Source organism: Varibaculum massiliense (assembly GCF_900106855.1).
GTDB classification, from domain to species: Bacteria; Actinomycetota; Actinomycetes; order Actinomycetales; family Actinomycetaceae; genus Varibaculum; species Varibaculum massiliense.
The window spans coordinates 1,132,660-1,149,355 of the sequence record NZ_FNWI01000004.1 but is presented as its reverse complement, the minus strand read 5'-3'; the positions used below and the strand labels follow the sequence as shown (position 1 = coordinate 1,149,355).

General features: G+C 52.1%; 14 protein-coding genes. 7 read left to right on the top strand and 7 right to left on the bottom strand.

Annotation, left to right across the window (positions count from 1 at the left end; genetic code table 11):
* Positions 1-26: 26 nt before the first annotated feature.
* Positions 27-1,313 carry an adenylosuccinate synthase gene (locus BQ5456_RS05190; RefSeq protein WP_071129065.1) on the bottom strand — a complete coding sequence of 429 codons (1,287 nt, stop codon included), beginning with the start codon at positions 1,311-1,313 and terminating at the stop codon, positions 27-29.
* Positions 1,314-1,530: 217 nt separating this feature from the next.
* Between BQ5456_RS05190 and cysS the strand changes: the two genes are divergently transcribed.
* Both cysS and rlmB read left to right on the top strand, forming a co-directional pair.
* Positions 1,531-2,976: a cysteine--tRNA ligase gene (cysS, locus tag BQ5456_RS05185; RefSeq protein WP_071129064.1), complete on the top strand. Its 1,446-nt coding sequence runs from the start codon at positions 1,531-1,533 to the stop codon at positions 2,974-2,976.
* A gap of 8 nt (positions 2,977-2,984) precedes the next feature.
* The gene (rlmB, locus tag BQ5456_RS05180) at positions 2,985-3,974 is read left to right on the top strand and encodes a 23S rRNA (guanosine(2251)-2'-O)-methyltransferase RlmB (protein WP_071129063.1); all 990 of its coding nucleotides are present in this window, start codon (positions 2,985-2,987) and stop codon (positions 3,972-3,974) included.
* Here rlmB and BQ5456_RS05175 read toward each other — a convergent pair.
* A complete protein-coding gene (locus BQ5456_RS05175) occupies positions 3,971-4,663 on the bottom strand; it encodes a hypothetical protein (RefSeq protein WP_071129062.1) in 693 nt (230 codons plus the stop codon). The two genes, rlmB and BQ5456_RS05175, sit on opposite strands and share 4 nt — an antisense overlap.
* A 167-nt stretch (positions 4,664-4,830) precedes the next feature.
* Here BQ5456_RS05175 and brnQ point away from each other — a divergent pair, with 167 nt between their 5' ends.
* Positions 4,831-6,270 (top strand): branched-chain amino acid transport system II carrier protein, encoded by a 1,440-nt coding sequence (gene brnQ, locus BQ5456_RS05170; protein ID WP_071129061.1) that lies wholly within the window; start codon positions 4,831-4,833, stop codon positions 6,268-6,270.
* Here brnQ and BQ5456_RS05165 read toward each other — a convergent pair.
* The 5 genes from BQ5456_RS05165 to BQ5456_RS05145 form a co-directional block, all read right to left on the bottom strand.
* On the bottom strand, positions 6,267-6,794 hold the full coding sequence (locus tag BQ5456_RS05165) for a hypothetical protein (protein ID WP_071129060.1): 528 nt from the start codon (positions 6,792-6,794) through the stop codon (positions 6,267-6,269). The genes brnQ and BQ5456_RS05165 overlap by 4 nt on opposite strands.
* Positions 6,795-6,796: 2 nt before the next feature.
* The gene (locus BQ5456_RS05160) at positions 6,797-7,471 is read right to left on the bottom strand and encodes a type II secretion system F family protein (protein ID WP_071129059.1); all 675 of its coding nucleotides are present in this window, start codon (positions 7,469-7,471) and stop codon (positions 6,797-6,799) included.
* On the bottom strand, positions 7,468-8,694 hold the full coding sequence (locus BQ5456_RS05155) for a TadA family conjugal transfer-associated ATPase (protein WP_143037037.1): 1,227 nt from the start codon (positions 8,692-8,694) through the stop codon (positions 7,468-7,470). The genes BQ5456_RS05160 and BQ5456_RS05155 overlap by 4 nt, the downstream gene beginning before the upstream one ends.
* Positions 8,691-9,650, bottom strand: a complete 960-nt coding sequence (locus BQ5456_RS05150) for a CpaE/TadZ family protein (protein WP_143037036.1) — start codon at positions 9,648-9,650, stop codon at positions 8,691-8,693. The genes BQ5456_RS05155 and BQ5456_RS05150 overlap by 4 nt, the downstream gene beginning before the upstream one ends.
* Positions 9,651-10,030: 380 nt before the next feature.
* Positions 10,031-10,795, bottom strand: coding sequence for an LppM family (lipo)protein (locus BQ5456_RS05145; RefSeq protein WP_071129057.1), 765 nt, complete (start codon positions 10,793-10,795; stop codon positions 10,031-10,033).
* A gap of 298 nt (positions 10,796-11,093) precedes the next feature.
* Here BQ5456_RS05145 and BQ5456_RS05140 point away from each other — a divergent pair, with 298 nt between their 5' ends.
* The 4 genes from BQ5456_RS05140 (at position 11,094) to BQ5456_RS05125 (ending at position 16,641) form a co-directional block, all read left to right on the top strand.
* Positions 11,094-12,923, top strand: a complete 1,830-nt coding sequence (locus BQ5456_RS05140; RefSeq protein ID WP_071129056.1) for a phosphoenolpyruvate carboxykinase (GTP) — start codon at positions 11,094-11,096, stop codon at positions 12,921-12,923.
* Positions 12,924-13,209: 286 nt separating this feature from the next.
* Complete coding sequence (locus tag BQ5456_RS05135) at positions 13,210-14,265, top strand: LacI family DNA-binding transcriptional regulator (protein WP_071129055.1); 1,056 nt, start codon at positions 13,210-13,212, stop codon at positions 14,263-14,265.
* A gap of 169 nt (positions 14,266-14,434) precedes the next feature.
* A complete protein-coding gene (uhpT, locus tag BQ5456_RS05130) occupies positions 14,435-15,838 on the top strand; it encodes a hexose-6-phosphate:phosphate antiporter (RefSeq protein WP_071129054.1) in 1,404 nt (467 codons plus the stop codon).
* 20 nt (positions 15,839-15,858) lie between these two features.
* The gene (locus tag BQ5456_RS05125) at positions 15,859-16,641 is read left to right on the top strand and encodes an inositol monophosphatase family protein (protein WP_071129053.1); all 783 of its coding nucleotides are present in this window, start codon (positions 15,859-15,861) and stop codon (positions 16,639-16,641) included.
* Positions 16,642-16,696 lie beyond the last annotated feature (55 nt).

Genomic DNA, 16,696 nt, shown 5'->3' with positions numbered 1-16,696 from the left:
GATGAGCAACTTAATGCCAGTGAAAACTAATCCAGCAACTGATGGCGCACGATAGTTTCTTCGCGGTCAGGTCCTACCCCGACTACGCTAATGCGGCATCCGGAGAGCTCTTCTAGGCGATGAATATATTCCTGTGCCTTTACCGGTAAATCTGCGAAGGTCTTGCAGGCGCTGATATCTTCGTGCCAGCCTGGCAGCATTTCGTAAATCGGCTGGGCATGGTGGAAAGCAGTCTGATCCGCGGGGAGATCATCAAAACGCTGACCATCAACGTCATAAGCTACACAAACCGGAATTTCGTCATACCTAGAGAGCACATCCAGCTTGGTAATCACCAAGTCAGTAAGCCCATTGACCCGAGCGGCGTAGCGAGCAACTACCGAATCGAACCAGCCAGTACGCCGCGGACGTCCGGTAGTTACCCCGAACTCTCCGCCTGATTGCCGCAGTTCTTCGCCCTCTTTACCAAAAAGTTCCGTAGGGAAAGGTCCTTCGCCTACGCGAGTAGTGTAGGCCTTGGCAATCCCGATAACTCTGTTGATGCGAGTCGGCCCGATTCCCGACCCGGAGCAGGCACCGCCCGCGGTACAAGACGAGGAGGTCACGAAGGGATAGGTGCCATGATCAATATCCAACATGGTGGCTTGACCGCCCTCTAAGAGGATAGTTTCCCCGCGATCTAGAGCCAGGTTGAGCTCTGTGGTGCAGTCAAAAACCATGGGGCGTACTTTATCGGCATAAGAAAGCAGCTGGTCAGAAATAGTTTCGGGATCGATAGGTTCTTCACCGAACTGTTTTTCGATTACAAAGTTCTTACCCGACAGAGCGGAGCGAACTTTCTGCCGCAAAATTGATTCGTCAAATAAATCCTGGATGCGCAGACCAATCCGGTTCATCTTATCTGCATAAGTTGGACCAATCCCGCGTCCGGTGGTACCGATCTTGCGCTCCCCCAAGGAGCGTTCCGCCAGTCCATCCATCACCTTGTTGTACGGGGGAATGATGTGGGCGTTGAGCGAAACCTTTAGCCGGGAACAGTCGACCCCGGCCTCTTCCAACATCTTGATTTCGGCGAACATTACTTCCAGGTCAACTACCACTCCGTTACCGATTACCGGGGTGACCGTGGGGGAGAGGATGCCGGCAGGAATCAGGTGTAAACCAAACTTTTGATCCCCGACTACAATGGTGTGACCAGCATTATTGCCGCCATTAAACTTCACCACCCAGTCAACGCTCTGGCCAACTAGGTCGGTGACTTTACCCTTTCCTTCGTCTCCCCATTGGGCTCCGACAACAATCAGTGCGGGCATGAACTATTCCTCTCGAATAAGGATTTTTGCAAGGTCGCGGACGAGATTTACTCGGCAGCGTTTGCACTCTTACTATCCGAGTTTATCCGTCTTGCGCTCGAGTTGGTAGCCGCCGGCGTATCCGGTGAAATCTTGGCGAGGATTAAAAGATAAGGACGCGGGTAGGAAAACCGGGGGAAACTTCGGGCAAGGGGGTGCTTGCCGATACCATGGGAACATGAGCCTTCGAATTTATGATTCCGCCCGTCACCGCATCGTGGACTTCGAGCCGGTCAAGGCCGGACATGTAGGAATTTACCTGTGTGGAGCCACCGTGCAAGGGTCTCCCCATATTGGGCATGTGCGTTCGGCAATTGCCTTTGATGTGCTGATTCGGTGGTTGCGTCGCAGTGGCTATCAGGTCACTTATGTGCGTAACGTGACCGATATTGACGACAAGATCTTAAATAAATCCGCGGAGGCCGGTTGGGATTGGTGGGCGTGGGCCTATCGCTTCGAGCAAGAGTTCGCCGCTGCCTATCGCGCCCTGGGAGTGCTGCCTCCCACCTATGAACCGCGTGCCACCGGGCAGATTCCTGAACAAATCGCTCTCACCCAGCGTCTTATCGATGCTGGTCACGCCTATAGTGACGGGAACGGAAACGTCTATTTCGATGTTAAATCGTTAAAGGATTACGGCTCGCTTACCCGGCAAAAGCTCTCTGATATGCGCACTACCGAGGACGAGAGCCAAATTGATAGCCAAATAGAGGCGGGCAAACGCGATCCGCGCGACTTCGCCCTCTGGAAAGCAGCGAAAGACAGCGAACCTGAAACCGCCAAGTGGGATTCGCCCTGGGGTAAAGGACGTCCCGGCTGGCATTTAGAGTGTTCAGCGATGTCGCGGCGCTACCTGGGTGAAGCCTTCGATATCCACGGGGGCGGCATTGACCTGCGTTTCCCGCATCACGAAAATGAGCAGGCGCAATCTCATGGTGCCGGTTGGCCTTTCGCTAAATACTGGATGCATAACGCCTGGGTAACTATTAAAGGTGAAAAAATGTCGAAATCGCTGGGGAACTCCCTGGTGGTGTCGGAGATTTTGAAGACCACGCCGGCGGCGGTGCTTCGCTTGGCCTTGGGAACTACTCACTACCGTTCGACTGTGGAGTATTCCCCAGAAACCTTGGAGCAGGCGGGTGAAACCTGGAACAAGTTTGCCTCTTCCCTGGCGCGCTTTGCCCAGGTGGCTCCCGAAGTCGGTCAAGCGAGCCCTCAAGAGTTAGCAGCTGCCCTCCTCCCGGAAGCTTTTTGTGAAGCTATGGACGATGATCTAAATATCGCGGCTGCTCAAGCCGTGATACACGAGAAAATCAAGCAGGCAAATACCGCTTTTGAAGGCGGGAAAACTGACGAGGGCGCAAAGGTTGCCATCCAAATTCGCGCCATGCTAGAGGTCTTGGGACTAGATCCTCTCTCTGAGCAATGGTGGGAAGCAGACAGTGGTAATGATTCTGCCGCCGCCGCTGCCTTAGAAAAACTGGTCGCTGACCAGCTGGAACAGCGAGTTCAAGCACGCAAAGAAAAAGATTGGGCGCGCGCGGACGGGATCCGCGACCGCTTAAGCGCGGCCGGGATAGTCATTGAGGACGGAGCTAGCGGCTCCACTTGGCATTTAGGTTAGGGGTTGACATGGCACTTCGCGGAGATCACCACGGCAGAATGAAACGCAGTGATAAGAAGGGCGCTCCTAAAGGTAGCGGCGGCAATAAACGCGGGTTGCGGGCGAAAGGCCCCACGCCGAAAGCAGAGAATCGCCCTTACCACGCGGCTTATCGCGCCCGTATCCAAAAAGAGCGACGCGAAGAAACGCAGGCAGCCCAACGTAAGGCACGTGCCAAACGTTCCCTAATCCAGGTGCGACGCGGGCATCAACTGATTGCCGGACGCAACCCGGTGTTGGAAGCCTTGGAATCTGATATCCCCGTGACCCGGGTGTTCGTGGCAGGTAATCTGGCGGCTAATAAAAAACTGTCCCTGCTACTCGCCAAAGCCAGTGCGCAAGGGGCACCCATCGTGGAAGTTCCCCGCTCCGATTTGGATCTAGCTACCGAGGGCGCAGTCCACCAGGGGGTTGCTCTGGAAGTGCCCGAGTTTGAGTACACGGATTTAGCTGCGCTTTTTGAAAATTCCGAAAAAAATCACACTAAGCCGTTGATTGTGCTGCTAGATGGGGTAACCGACCCACATAACCTGGGGGCGATTGTGCGCAGCGCCGCTGCCTTTGGAGCTAGCGGGGTAGTGATTCCCGGTCGGCGCAGCGCCTCGATGAACGTCACTGCTTGGAAAGCCTCTGCCGGAGCCGCTGCGCGCCTGCCGATTGCCCGGGTGTCTAACCTGGTAAACGCGATTAAGCAGTGCAAAGAGCAAGGTTGTTTTGTGCTGGGGCTTGATGGTGGCGGCACCTCCTCGGTGCGCGAATCCGGTTTGGCAGACGGTCCTTTAGCGCTAGTTACCGGAGCTGAGGGTGAGGGGATTTCCCGCTTGGTGAAGGAAAACTGCGATCTGCTTACCCGAATAGAGATTTCCTCCGATGTGGAATCCTTAAATGCCGCGGTCGCCACGGGAATTGCCCTATTCGAAGTGGCGGCAGTGCGCCGGGAAAAAGCCGCAGAAAACTAAGAATCGTAGCCGAGCAACCGCAAGGTAGCGACCACGGTACAGACAATCGCAAACAGGGTAGCTAAGGCGCAAAAAATTCGCGGCCACAGGGGTGTAATCCGCTTGCGCCAAAGGTAAATTACTAGCACCAGGGCGAAGATTCCTAGGAAGAACCCCAAGGGGATCAGCAAGGCAGTGGCGATGCAGGCTACGCCGAAGGCAATCGGTAAGAAATAGGCGAAGAAGTTATGACGGACACTTTCTGAGTTAATTAGGGACTCAATTTTGCTGTCCAGCAAATCTGGTTGCACCGGTGCCGCCGGAACGGTTTCCCCCCAACCTATTAGTTGACCATATTTTTGCAGCCGCCGCGCATCCTCGGAGCGAACCAAAGCGCCAGCCTTACCCCAAGGAACCCCGGCAACGCTGGCAGCCTCCGCCGCTTGAATAACTTGCGCGCCATTGCCAGCTTTAATCACGGTTAAATCCGCATCCGCTATGGCCACCACCTGTTCGGGAGTGCCCAGATAAGCATGGAGTTGCTCGCGGGTATAGGGTGCAGGCAGCGCAGCGGTTTCTTCCATCTGTTCCACTGCCAGACAGACGGCGTAGATTACTTGATTACGGCGCAGAATCGGGGCAAGTGAGAGCAGAGCCGATAGCTGCTGGAAATACTCATCAAGTGGGGAAAGCTGCGTCTCGGTTTGCAAGCACCTCACCTCACCCGCTCAAGAAAATGTGCCAAGTCCGCGCAATTGTAAACAAGTTGCTCAAATTATGGTAACCCAGTATTCCAGTATGGAAGATTATTTTGAATCAAAGCTGGTCTTTGCGACACTAGAAAAGTTAAAAAAGTAAGAGTGGAGATTACTAAGCCATGAATAGTAAGACAAGTGTTCGCAATGTGGTAGTTACCGGGTTGGCATTGTTTGCCATGTTCTTTGGTGCTGGCAACCTGATTTTCCCGGTAATGATTGGAGTGCAATCAGGGGTTGAACAGGTACCGGCTACCATCGGCTTTATGCTTACCGGGGTGCTGCTACCGATGGCCGGGATGATTGCGGCGGCAACTTCCTCCTCAGGGGTATTGGGGATTATTGAACGGATTGCTCACTATCCCGGCCTGGTGTTTTGCTGGCTAATCTTCCTCTCCACCGGGATGCTGTATGCGATTCCACGTACTGCCGCCGCCTCCTACTCGATGTCATTCCAGGCTACTGCAGGTGACTCTCATCTGTGGTTATTTGTATACACTCTTATCTATTTCGGAATTGCTGGGTACCTATGCCTGAATCCTCGAAATGTTTTGGATCGCATCGGAGGTCTGCTAACCCCGGCATTGTTGATTCTGCTGGCAGTAACGATTATTGCTGCGGTGTTCACCATGTCCCCTTCGGAGGCGGCTCCGATTGAAAAGTATGCTGCCACCCCCACTTTGAAAGGAATCTTTGACGGCTACAACACTTTGGACGCTATCGCTTCCTTCGTGTTCGGGGTGGTAATTATTCGAGCTTTGCGGCAAAAAGGCTTCAAACCGGGTCGGCAGCTTTTTGGGGTTACTGCACTTGCGGGGGTAATCGCAGCCTTCTTCCTCGGTCTGGTCTATTTTGGATTATCGATGGTGGGATCGCGTGTGGGTAGGTTAAACCCTAACGTTAAAGACGGTGGAGAAGGACTGGCTTTTGCAGCTAAACACCTATTTGGCTCCACTGGTAGCGTAATTTTGGGGGCCATTGCCGTTTTGGCTTGTTTAACTACCGCCATCGGGCTAGTTGAGGCTTCGACTCAGTTCTTTAGAGGATTGTTCCCCCAGGTTTCCCGTCCGGTGTGGGTAGTGCTGCACGTAGTGGTTTCTTTAGCGATTGCTAACCTGGGGCTAGAGGCATTGGTAAACGTGATTGTTCCGGTAATGATGTTCTGTTACCCCATCACCATCATGCTTACTGTTACCTGTATCCTGGACATCTTTATCCCTGGCCATATGTTCTGGGCTTACCGTCTATCGGTCTGGGTAGCGGGCATTTTCGGTCTCTTTGATGGTTTGAAGGCTGCCGGGGTATTGGAGGAGTGGATTGACACCACCATTCCGTTGGCCTCGCTAGGGTTGGGTTGGCTAATCCCCTCCTTTATCATGTTGGCGCTCGGTCTGATTATCGATATTGCGCAAGGTCGCATGAAACAGCAATATGACTATGATGCGGTAGCGCGCGAGCGTAACCAGTCCTTGGTCAGTGCCGGTTTGGCTCTTAACGAGGACGAGCTAGACGAATCGGGTAAGCAGCAGGCTGCCGCAGAGAAATCCGATTCGAACAGCTAGAGTTCTTCTAGTCCCGCCAGAATTACCGGCACTATTCCGAGGAGGATAAATGCCGGTAACTGGCATATCCCTAAGGGAACCACCAGGCGGACTGATAGTTTTTGGGCGGCCTGGCGAGCGCGCTGGTCTTTGCCGGCTCGCACCCTGACTCCGGCACCTTTCAGCAAAGCTTCGGGGGAAACCCCATCTTTCCAGGCTGGCTCTAGCGCCTGGGATAGGTATCTTGCCCATTCGGGACTCTGGTTGTTTTGCCTTAACAAGCTCCACGCTGCCTCCCAGGCAACCCCGAAAATCAGGGCGCGAGAAACTTGGGCTAACCGCGGCTCCCGACAGGCTGTAGCCAGGGCAGAAAGTACTCGCGGAATCGAAGAACCGGCAGCTAGCCCGGCATTTGCCAAATCCAGGATTACTGCCGGATCAATAGGTGCTGTGCGCTTAGGGCTGGCGGTAGATTCGGGGCAGAAACGCTGAGGTAGAAACCAGGGTAGGGCACCTAGGAAAATCCAGATAGCTAGGTAAAACATGGTTACGCCTTTTCGGCTTGGGCAACCAGGTGAAACATCCACAGCATCCCGCCACAGAGGAATATAAGACCAACTAAGGCGCTAATAGTTCCCAATCCACCAGCAAAAATAGCCCGCAAAGGATTGGCTCCTAGCGCCGCGCCGAGAGCGATTCCTCCTAAGGGTAAAAGCCCCAAAATGGTTGCCGAGGCTTTCGGGGCGGTCAGGGCGAGTTTGCGGGCGCGCGCCGCCCGTGAAGCCTCGGTCAGCGAGTCAGCACAACCGGTTAGTACCTCGGACAAGGGAGCACCAACTGCCTCAGAAAAGCGCAGCGCGGCGAGTAAACCGGTAAGCGCAGCCTGTTCCCAAGAAGTTAAATAGGGTTCGATAGCGACCTGCAGATCAGCGGTGCTCGCAGTTTTTGGACGAGCAAATCCGTGTCGTGGCAAGGTTTTGATCCAGGCGGAGGTGGGGTCAGCGCCTGCATTTAAGCGGCTAGCAACTTCGATTACCGCCGCTGCCAGGTGCGGTTTTGCCCCAAAGCGGCGCCGGAAGAAAGCGGTGGCACGCCCGAAAAATACGTTAAGTCCAGGTAGAGAGGGATTCTTCTTTTCTGATGCCAGTGCATCCGGTAAATGCCAAGGTAGCCCCGCAACCAGCAGTAAAAGCGCTAATAAAATGGTGGTTCCCCAGTTCATACTGCCTCCGCAAACTGGGTTAAATCCATATTGACCAGCTTAGATAATGCGCGCCACCCCGGCGCGCGCAGCAGTTGACCCTCGGGGGTAACTTTCAGTGCTAACTGTGCTGACAGGCGAGAATGACTCCAAACCGGAATCCCCACCTCGGAAATATAGCGGCGAGTTCGCCCGCGCTCAGTTACCCGGCAAATCTGCACGAAAGCGTCAACGCCGGCAACCACTTGCGCCCCGATAGTAGCTTCCGGCATGAGCGCTAGGGCACCCAGTGCCACCAGGCGAGCAGGAATATCAGTGACTGCATTGGCGTGAACGGTCGCCCAAGTACCTTCGTGACCGGTATTCATAGCAGAGAGTACTTCGCGTACTTCTGCGCCCCGACATTCGCCTAACACGATGCGATCTGGACGCATCCGCATTGCCGCGCGCACCAAATCCGACATGGGAACTGCCCCTACCCCTTGCACGTTCGCGGAGCGTTCTTGCAGGTGAACCAGATGAGGGTGGGCGGGGAATAGTTCGGAGACTTCCTCGATACATACAATCCGTTGATTAGGGGGCACCAGTTCTAGCAGGGCAGACAGCAAAGTTGTTTTCCCGCTGCCGGTGGCTCCCGCTATGAAGCAGGAGGCGCGCCGATGGACTAAAGCTGCAACTATCGGCGCTAACGCCGGGGCTACCGTTCCCGATTTAACCAGTTGAGCAAAGTTTAGCCCGCGGGCGCGGGGACAGCGCAGGGAAATAACCGGGAAGGGAACTGCTAGCGGAGGCAGTATCGCATGTAGACGAATCCCGCCGGGGAGAATGCCATCGGCAATCGGCGCCGCATCGTCCAGGCGTTTCCCGGCCGCCCCGGCCAATCGCACCGCTAAAGCCCGTAAATCTGTTTCAGAACCAAAGCTAATCTCAACTTTGCGCAGACCGCTACCGTTGTCGACCCAAACTTGCTGGGGACCATTAATCAATACATCGGTCACCAAGGGGTCTTGTAACCGAGGAGCAAGTTGCGGACCGAATCCTGCCAGTTCAGAATTTATCTTCGCTAGATTCGCCAGCAGCTGCCCTGTCCCCGCACTAGCGGGACTTTCTTTTCTAACCACCTCGGCGGGGCTATCGCCGGCTGCCACTTGCAAACGCGGATCCGTGCTGGAAACAACTTCTTCTGGTTGCGCAGTAAGGGTATTTATTACGCATCGCAGTCTTGTTCGAAAGTGATTCATCATCGGTCCTCTAAAATTTCTTGCAAAAGCCGAGCTAGGTGTGTCTTGAAGTTAGGTGGCCAGAGAGAACCTAAGCCTTGGGCTTGCAGGCGTTTTAACTCGCGGCAATGGGGCAAAGATAAGGTTTTTTCACCGCTTGTAGATAGCGCTTTTGGTACACGATTATTTACCAGCAGGATTCCGTGGCGATGAAGCTGGCGTAAGAGCTGCGAGCTTTGTAGCGAAGTCTGATAATCGCTAACTACCAGGGTTTTCCCGGGTAACTCAAGCGGAATTCCCGAAGCAGGAAGCTGTCCCCAATCCACTACTACCAGTGAAAATGAGCGGATAAGTAACGAACAGACATAGGAGATATGGCGAGGCTGCGAGCTATCGAGCTGCAGAAAACGAGTTTTATCTAGGGGAGGTAAAACCCTCCGTAAACGCGAAGCTAGCAGGTCGTCAGCAATATCTAGTGAAGAAAAGTGCTCAATAGCGGGAAATCCTAGTTTGCTCGGTCCCTTCGCATATTTTGGACGCTGGGCGGAAGTGGACTGGCTGGTGGCATCCACATAGACCGAATCTTTGGCACTGTTTGCTAAGCCAAAAGCAATCGTGGAGGTACCAATTCGCGGCTTTATCCCGAAAATGTTAAGCACCTGTGCGCGTGGAGGATAGCAACATTGGTCTAACTGCGTCAGTAAAGGAGCAATTTGCCGGGGTAGCTGGAAAATGGAGGTTTGATTCCAGGTTGTCTTCGGTGTGCCACCCCCGCGGACTACAGCGTATCTTTGCGACACAGTAGCTGGTGGAGGATTACCTTTTGGTGGCGGGATTATCCCGGAAAAGCTGGCTTGAATTATCTGCAGATTCTGCGGGAAATCCTTTGGGAAAACGTTTTGGGCAGTGAGCGCCACTCGCAAGGCAGGGGCGGCGGGGGAAAGCGAAGTAGTGAAATGAAAACCGGCCAGAGTTAGCATCTGGGATAAAAAATATATTTCCGCGGGTTTAAAACCCCAGATTAAACAAGTAGGGTGCGGGTGAGTAGCGTGCGAAGTGCGCCCGGGACTTGTTTGTAGAAGTTTCGGCACCACTGGCTCCTTTGGGTGAGGTTAGGCGAGTTACCTCAGGTTGGAATTAGCCCGATATTTTGGGCAAACCGGCCAGGGCTCCCGCAAGGAAATCGCGGAATTATCTACCCCTGGGGACACCCCCGGTTTTGGAGAGCCAGAAAAGAATTTTTGGGCTAATGCCCGATTTTTTCAGGGATAAAAGCCCCTTAGCGTGGGAATTATTTTGTGGCGCGTCCTCTACACCTGCCTATATAGCTTTAGCGCCAGGGTTAGGCAGAGGAAAAACGTTACTTGCGTCCTCGTCTCCGAGAGCGCTTGGTTCGCCGCCCAGTCGAAGAACCGCCTAAATCCAGATAGCTTAAAACGCGGAAGAAAAGATTACGGCAGGCCACAGCGAAAACCCCTAGAGCTTGCGTTATCTTGTTCCAAATTGGAGCAATGCGCGGGTGTTTGCGGAAGACTACCAGTGCCACTACTAGAGCTACCAGTATTACCAAGAATCCGATTCCCCACTTTTGGTTCATAGTGATGCCGGGGTGATCTTGTCCTCGCACTTCAAACCCTTTTACCAAGGCTTGTGGGGTAGTCCAGGTGACGGTATTATCCTTTACTTGCGCACCCGAATTAGCGTCAGTTTTCAACACGGGACCGGGGAAAGTAATTGTCAGGCGGAATTGATCCGTTTGTGCATCCAAGAAATCTAGGCTCTGCACTGGTTCCAATTTCACCAGGTAAGTGTCACCTATATGTTTAATGGTCACAAAGGGCTTCTTCGCCTGGGAAATGTGCTGCGCCTTTACCGTAATCGTGCAGTCAGAGACCTGATCGGTAGATTTATCCTTAATCTCTACTTGCGCAGTTTTTAGGTAATTCTCGATTCCTGGAATCTGGTCTTTGCATTTTATGTCTTGCGCAGTCCGTGGCTGAGTTAAATGGGTACTGAACGAATAGGTGTCGTTGTTGTAAATCTGCATCTGGGTGCTGGCTTCGCAGCCGGACAGCAACAGCGCCAGGGGCAGTAGCGCTAACGCTAAAAGTCGCTTGCGTTTCACTTCACTGCCTCCTTGAGTGCCGGTTTAAACACCCGCCGCCTCTGTTTGCTCACTTTTCATCATACTGTAAAGAGCCTGCAATGCCGGCGCCAAAGATTTTAACTATCTTGCTAGCTACTAAAAATAGTTTAGGGAGGTGTCCTACGGCCTAAAGTTACCTTTAATATGAGCCAGGTCATAGTCATTTTGAGGAAGTTTTAGACTTCTGCAGTAGAGAATGCGGCGGCGATGAAGGACAATGGAAGAGCAAGAGCAACCAAGTGTTGCCGTGTCGAGTGCCGCAGGAGGCAAGAGATAAATGACAGTGACTGAGAAAGATGTGCTAGCTGCCGCCCCGCAGAACGCCCCGAAAGAGGTCGTTGATTGGGTAATTAAAGTTGCAGAACTGGCGAAGCCGAAAGCGATTGAGTTTTGCGATGGTTCCGAAGAAGAATGGACTCGCCTAACCGATTTGATGGTAGAAACCGGGATGTTCACCCGTTTGAATCCCGAGAAGCGCCCTAATTCCTTCCTAGCTCGTTCGCTACCCTCCGATGTGGCGCGGGTAGAATCGCGTACTTTCATTTGCTGCGAAAAAGAAGAGGATGCTGGCCCCACCAACAACTGGGCAGATCCCAAGCAGATGCGCGAGACCCTGCACGAAAAGTTTGACGGCGCGATGGCTGGTCGCACCATGTACGTAATCCCCTTCTCCATGGGACCGCTGGGAGGACCGATCTCTCAGCTGGGTATCGAGCTTAGCGACTCCCCTTACGTGGTCTGCAATATGCGGATTATGACCCGCATGGGTGCCAAAGCCATGGATCTCATCAACGAGGGACGTCCCTGGGTTCCCGCGGTTCACTCCGTAGGCAAGCCCCTGGCCGAGGGCGAGACTGATGAAGCCTGGCCTTGCAATGACGAAAAGTACATCACCCACTTCCCCGAAACCAACGAAATTTGGTCCTTCGGTTCCGGTTACGGCGGGAACGCCCTGCTGGGCAAGAAGTGCTACGCCCTGCGTATCGCCTCCACCATGGCTCGCCGCGATGGCTGGATGGCAGAGCACATGCTGATTCTGCGTCTAACCGATGAAAAGTCCGGTGAACAGTTCCACGTGACCGCGGCCTTCCCGTCTGCTTGTGGCAAGACCAACCTGGCTATGCTGCAGCCGACCATCCCCGGCTACAAAGTCGAAACCGTTGGTGATGACATCGCCTGGATGCGTCCGGGCGAGGACGGCACCCTGCGCGCCATTAACCCCGAGGCTGGATTCTTCGGGGTAGCCCCGGGTACCTCCTACAAGACCAACCCGATGGCGATGGAGACCATGAAAGAAAACTCCATCTTCACCAACGTAGCCTTGACTGACGATGGCGATGTCTGGTGGGAAGGCATCGACGGAGACACCCCCGATCACCTGATTGATTGGCATGGTAAAGACTGGACTCCGGAATCTGGCGAAAAGGCCGCCCACCCGAACTCCCGTTTCACCACTCCGGCTGCGCAGTGCCCGATTGTTTGCCCCGATTGGGAAGCCCCCGAGGGCGTTCCGGTCACCGCGATCCTCTTCGGTGGACGCCGCGCCACCAACGTTCCGTTGGTAGCCGAGCAGTACTCCCCGGCACACGGCGTGTTCATTGGTGCGTCCGTTGCCTCCGAGCAGACTGCTGCCGCTGAAGGCGCAGTCGGCTCCCTGCGTCACGACCCCTTCGCGATGCTGCCCTTCTGTGGTTACAACATGGCTGACTACTGGGGTCACTGGCTAGAAATGCAAGAAAAGGTAGGCGACAAGTTCCCGCGGATTTACCAGGTTAACTGGTTCCGTAAGGACGAGGACGGCAGCTTCTTGTGGCCGGGCTATGGCGACAACGCTCGCGTTCTGGACTGGATCGTGCGCCGCGCCTCCGGCAAGGTTGACGCCATTGAAGGCCCGACCGGCTACTACCCCAAGTTCGAGGACTTCAACCTGGAAGGCACCGGAATGGGTCGGGAAGAATGGGACAAGATGTTCGCCATCGATCCCGATGCCTGGTTGGCGGAGACCGAAGACACCGAGAAGTACTTCTCGCAGTTCGGTGACAAACTACCGAAGGCGATTGCTGATGAGCTCACGAAGCTGCGTGAGCGTCTGCAGGCGTTGAAGTAACCTCCTAGTCGGAAGTTACCTCTTACTTTTGTGAGAATATAAGAGGAAGGCGACCGGAAACGAAAGTTTCCGGTCGCCTTTTTCGTATTTAGTGTCATTCACTGTGATTTCTGCATGGTAGCGGTCTTAGTTTTTGGTTGCGACCGGATGTAGGCGAGAATTTGGGTTACCAACCGTGTGAAAAGCTAAAATAATGGATAGAGAGTTGCTTGCTGAAAGATGAGGCCTCCGGTCCCGAAAGACAACCGTCTTTTAAATCAAATCAATTTCCGATTATGGGGTAATAATGGTTGATCACCGTCGCGTAACAATGAAAGATATTGCCAATTCCCTAGGTGTGTCGGTATCAACTGTTTCCCTAGCATTAAGGGATGATCCTAGGATCTCAATCTCGGTTAAACGAAGAGTGCAAGCCGAGGCAAAAAAGCTGGGGTATCGTATCAGTTTAAGTGGAGCACTTCTGTCTCAATCCAAACCCAAGATTATTGGGGTAGTCGCCAATTTCGAGCAGGAATTACATTCAGCTTATGTAAAAGAAATGCAATCATTAGCCTCGCAGAATGGGTATTGGATGATGGCTGAGAACGCGTCATCTTACAAAAATCCCATTGATGCTTTGAAAAAATTATCGCAGTTTAGGGTGGAAACGATTATTGCAATTGACCCGCCTATTTCCTTGTATTCCAACGATCTAAAACCGACTGTTGTAATCGCTCAAGGCTGTGACTCTCCGACGGCAAGCTTGGTGATTAGCGATAGCTTCCAAGGAGCTAGAGATCTGGCAGACCACTTATATTCCCTAGGGCACCGTTATGTAGTATATCTGGACGGTCCCAAAGGAGTATCTGCAGATGCTAGACGGAAAGTAATTCGTCTAGCTATGGAGCAAAAAGATATTAGCTTGAAGATATGGCAGGCTGGCAACAGCTTAGAAGCTGGATTTGAAGCGACGCAGGAGTTGCTGACAGAAGTTTGGTCTGGAAAGGAAAGACTTACCTGTAAGAGTTTTGGGGAAAGACGAGGCGTGCTAGGTAGGACGACTGCGATAGTTTGTTACAACGACCAGTGTGCTGAGGGCGCGTATATTGCCCTTTTGAAAGCCGGGATATCGGTGCCACGGGATGTGTCCCTTGTGGGTTTTGATAATTCAGAGATTGGGGCAGGAAAGGCGTTCCGGCTGACCACTATTGATCGTAATCGCAACGAAGTCGCTATTCTAGCGTTTGAACTAGCTTGCGCTCAACAGGAAGGAAAGCTGGGAAAATCAATAACGAAGAGCGTTCCCAGTCGCTTAATTATTCGTGAATCAACGGCATGCGCTAATTATCTAGCTGTTAATTAAATGATTGAACTCGCAGTTCATGGCTTTATTGTTTCTAAAATGATTCTTTATTGATTCAAATTATGCACCAAAATAAATAATTTTCTTGACAATTGTCAAACGTTTGAACTAATTTAATAAAACATAGCGCTATGTAATAATAAATCAGTGAATAAACGATGGAGTTTTTATGAGCTTTGTATCCAACTATCTGAAGCTTACGCAGGCACCTCCCACTTCGCTAAGCTTGCAGGAACAGCGGAAAAAGTGGCCGATTGAGTTTTTCAAGACCTACTTAGTGTTGATAGTGGCCTATGGTGCCTTCTACTTATTGCGTACAAATTTTAAGGCTGCTCAACCAGAATTGATCAGTCAAGCAGGGTTTACCACCACGGAACTTGGTGTCATCGGCTTTGCATTTTCCTTGACCTACGGGTTCGGTGGTCTCCTATTAGGCTTCTACTTCGATGGCCGCAACACTAAAAAAGCGTTGGCTACCTTGGTTACTATGGCCGGCGTTATTTCGGTTATCATCGGTATTGTCCTGATGAGTGCACATCATCCGTACGGTTTCTTAATTCTGTTGTGGGCAATCAACGGTCTTTTCCAAGCACCTGGGGGGCCATCTTGTAATTCAACTATGAATAGATGGACGCCGAGACGGCTGCGGGGTCGTTTTATTGGCTGGTGGAACGCTTCGCACAACCTCGGAGCTATGATTGCTGGTATTTTGGCAGTTTGGGGTGCAAATACATTCTTTGGTGGTTCTGTTGCCGGCATGTTTATTGTTCCTGCTCTGGTGGCTATTCCTATTGGCATCTGGGGTATTTTTTGCGGAAAAGACGATCCTAAGGAATTGGGATGGAATACTGCGGAAGAGATCTTTGATGAACCCTCAGCAACCAACGATGTTAGTTCTGCAACGATGCGAAAGAGCGAGATATTGCTTAAGTACGTTGTTAAGAACCCGGCGGTGTGGTTACTGTGTATAGCTAACGTTGCGGCATATTGCGTACGTATCGGCATTGATAACTGGAATGTTCTCTACACGTCTAGTCACCTTGGTTTTTCCCAATACACTGCGGTAAATACGACTTTTGCACTGGAAATAGGTGGCCTCGTTGGCTCGTTATTGTGGGGATATTTCTCAGATCTTTTAGGTGGAAGACGGGCGCTTGCCGCATCTATTGGCATTGGACTTGTAATTATTCCTATCTGGGTATACTCAACCGCTACTACCGTTCCTGTAGTCTATGCCGCACTCTTCTTCATAGGGTTTTTGATTTTTGGCCCGGTTACACTAATCGGAATTTGCGTTATTGGATTCGCTCCGAAAAACGCTACAGTTGTGACTAATGCCGTTCCAAGAGCCTTTGGTTACGTTTTCGGTGACTCTATGGCGAAAGTCTTGCTCGGGCGAATTGCAGATCCCGAAAAGGAAGGCGTAAAGATTTTTGGTCACGTCCTGCACGGGTGGGGCTCAACATTTACGGTACTGATTTTTTCTGCGATTGTTGGTCTAGCATGTCTGATATTGGTGGCATTCTTAGAAGAAAAAATGCTTCGTGCAGATAAGAAATTAAGTAAAGCTTAGAAGTAAGAGGAAGGATAAAGATGACCACGGAATCTATTTCACTGGATGAGCTGAGCGCGGTTGTAATCCCGCTTCTAGAGCAAGCAAGGCAAATTGCGCTAGCACCAGAAGAGTTAGAAATACAGACGAAATCAGATCGTAATGATTTGGTGACTCAAGTTGATAAGCGAATTGAACAATTTCTGGCGAAAGAGCTCACCGAAATCACTGGTTATCCTATGTTGGGAGAAGAGGGTCATACCCTGGATAGTTTTGCCGGTCGAGTTTGGGTGCTAGATCCCATCGATGGGACTATGAATTACGTTGCTACTCACCGGGATTATGCGATTTCTCTGGCTCTAGTGGAAGATGGCATTCCCGCTCTGGGGATAGTTGTTGATGTTACTAAGGGTTTGTTTTACGTTGCGCAGAAAGGTAAAGGAGCCTATTGTAACAATAAGAAGATAGACGTTGTTCCGGATAAACTCCCCTATCAAGATGCCGTATTAATTACCGATATCAAGGAAATCTGTGCGATCCCTCGTCTGAAACAAGCATTGGTAGATTCCAGGGGGCACCGACGTTACGGTTCCGCCGCCTTGGAGCTAGTAGAAGTTGCATGTGGAAGGGCAGGAGCCTTTGTGCACCTGTGGGTATCACCTTGGGATATAGCCGCAGCGACTCTAATTTGTGAGGAAGCTGGCTGCACGGTAACCCGCCTTGATGGAACTAACATGGATGTTAGACAAAAAGGATCCATTCTGGTTGGTTGGCCTAATGTGCATTCCAGCTTATTAAAACGCTTGGTTCAAGATCCCCGGTAATAATACGGGGCGAATGCCCATAATACCCGCCACCATTAGTTCCGGGAACGATTAT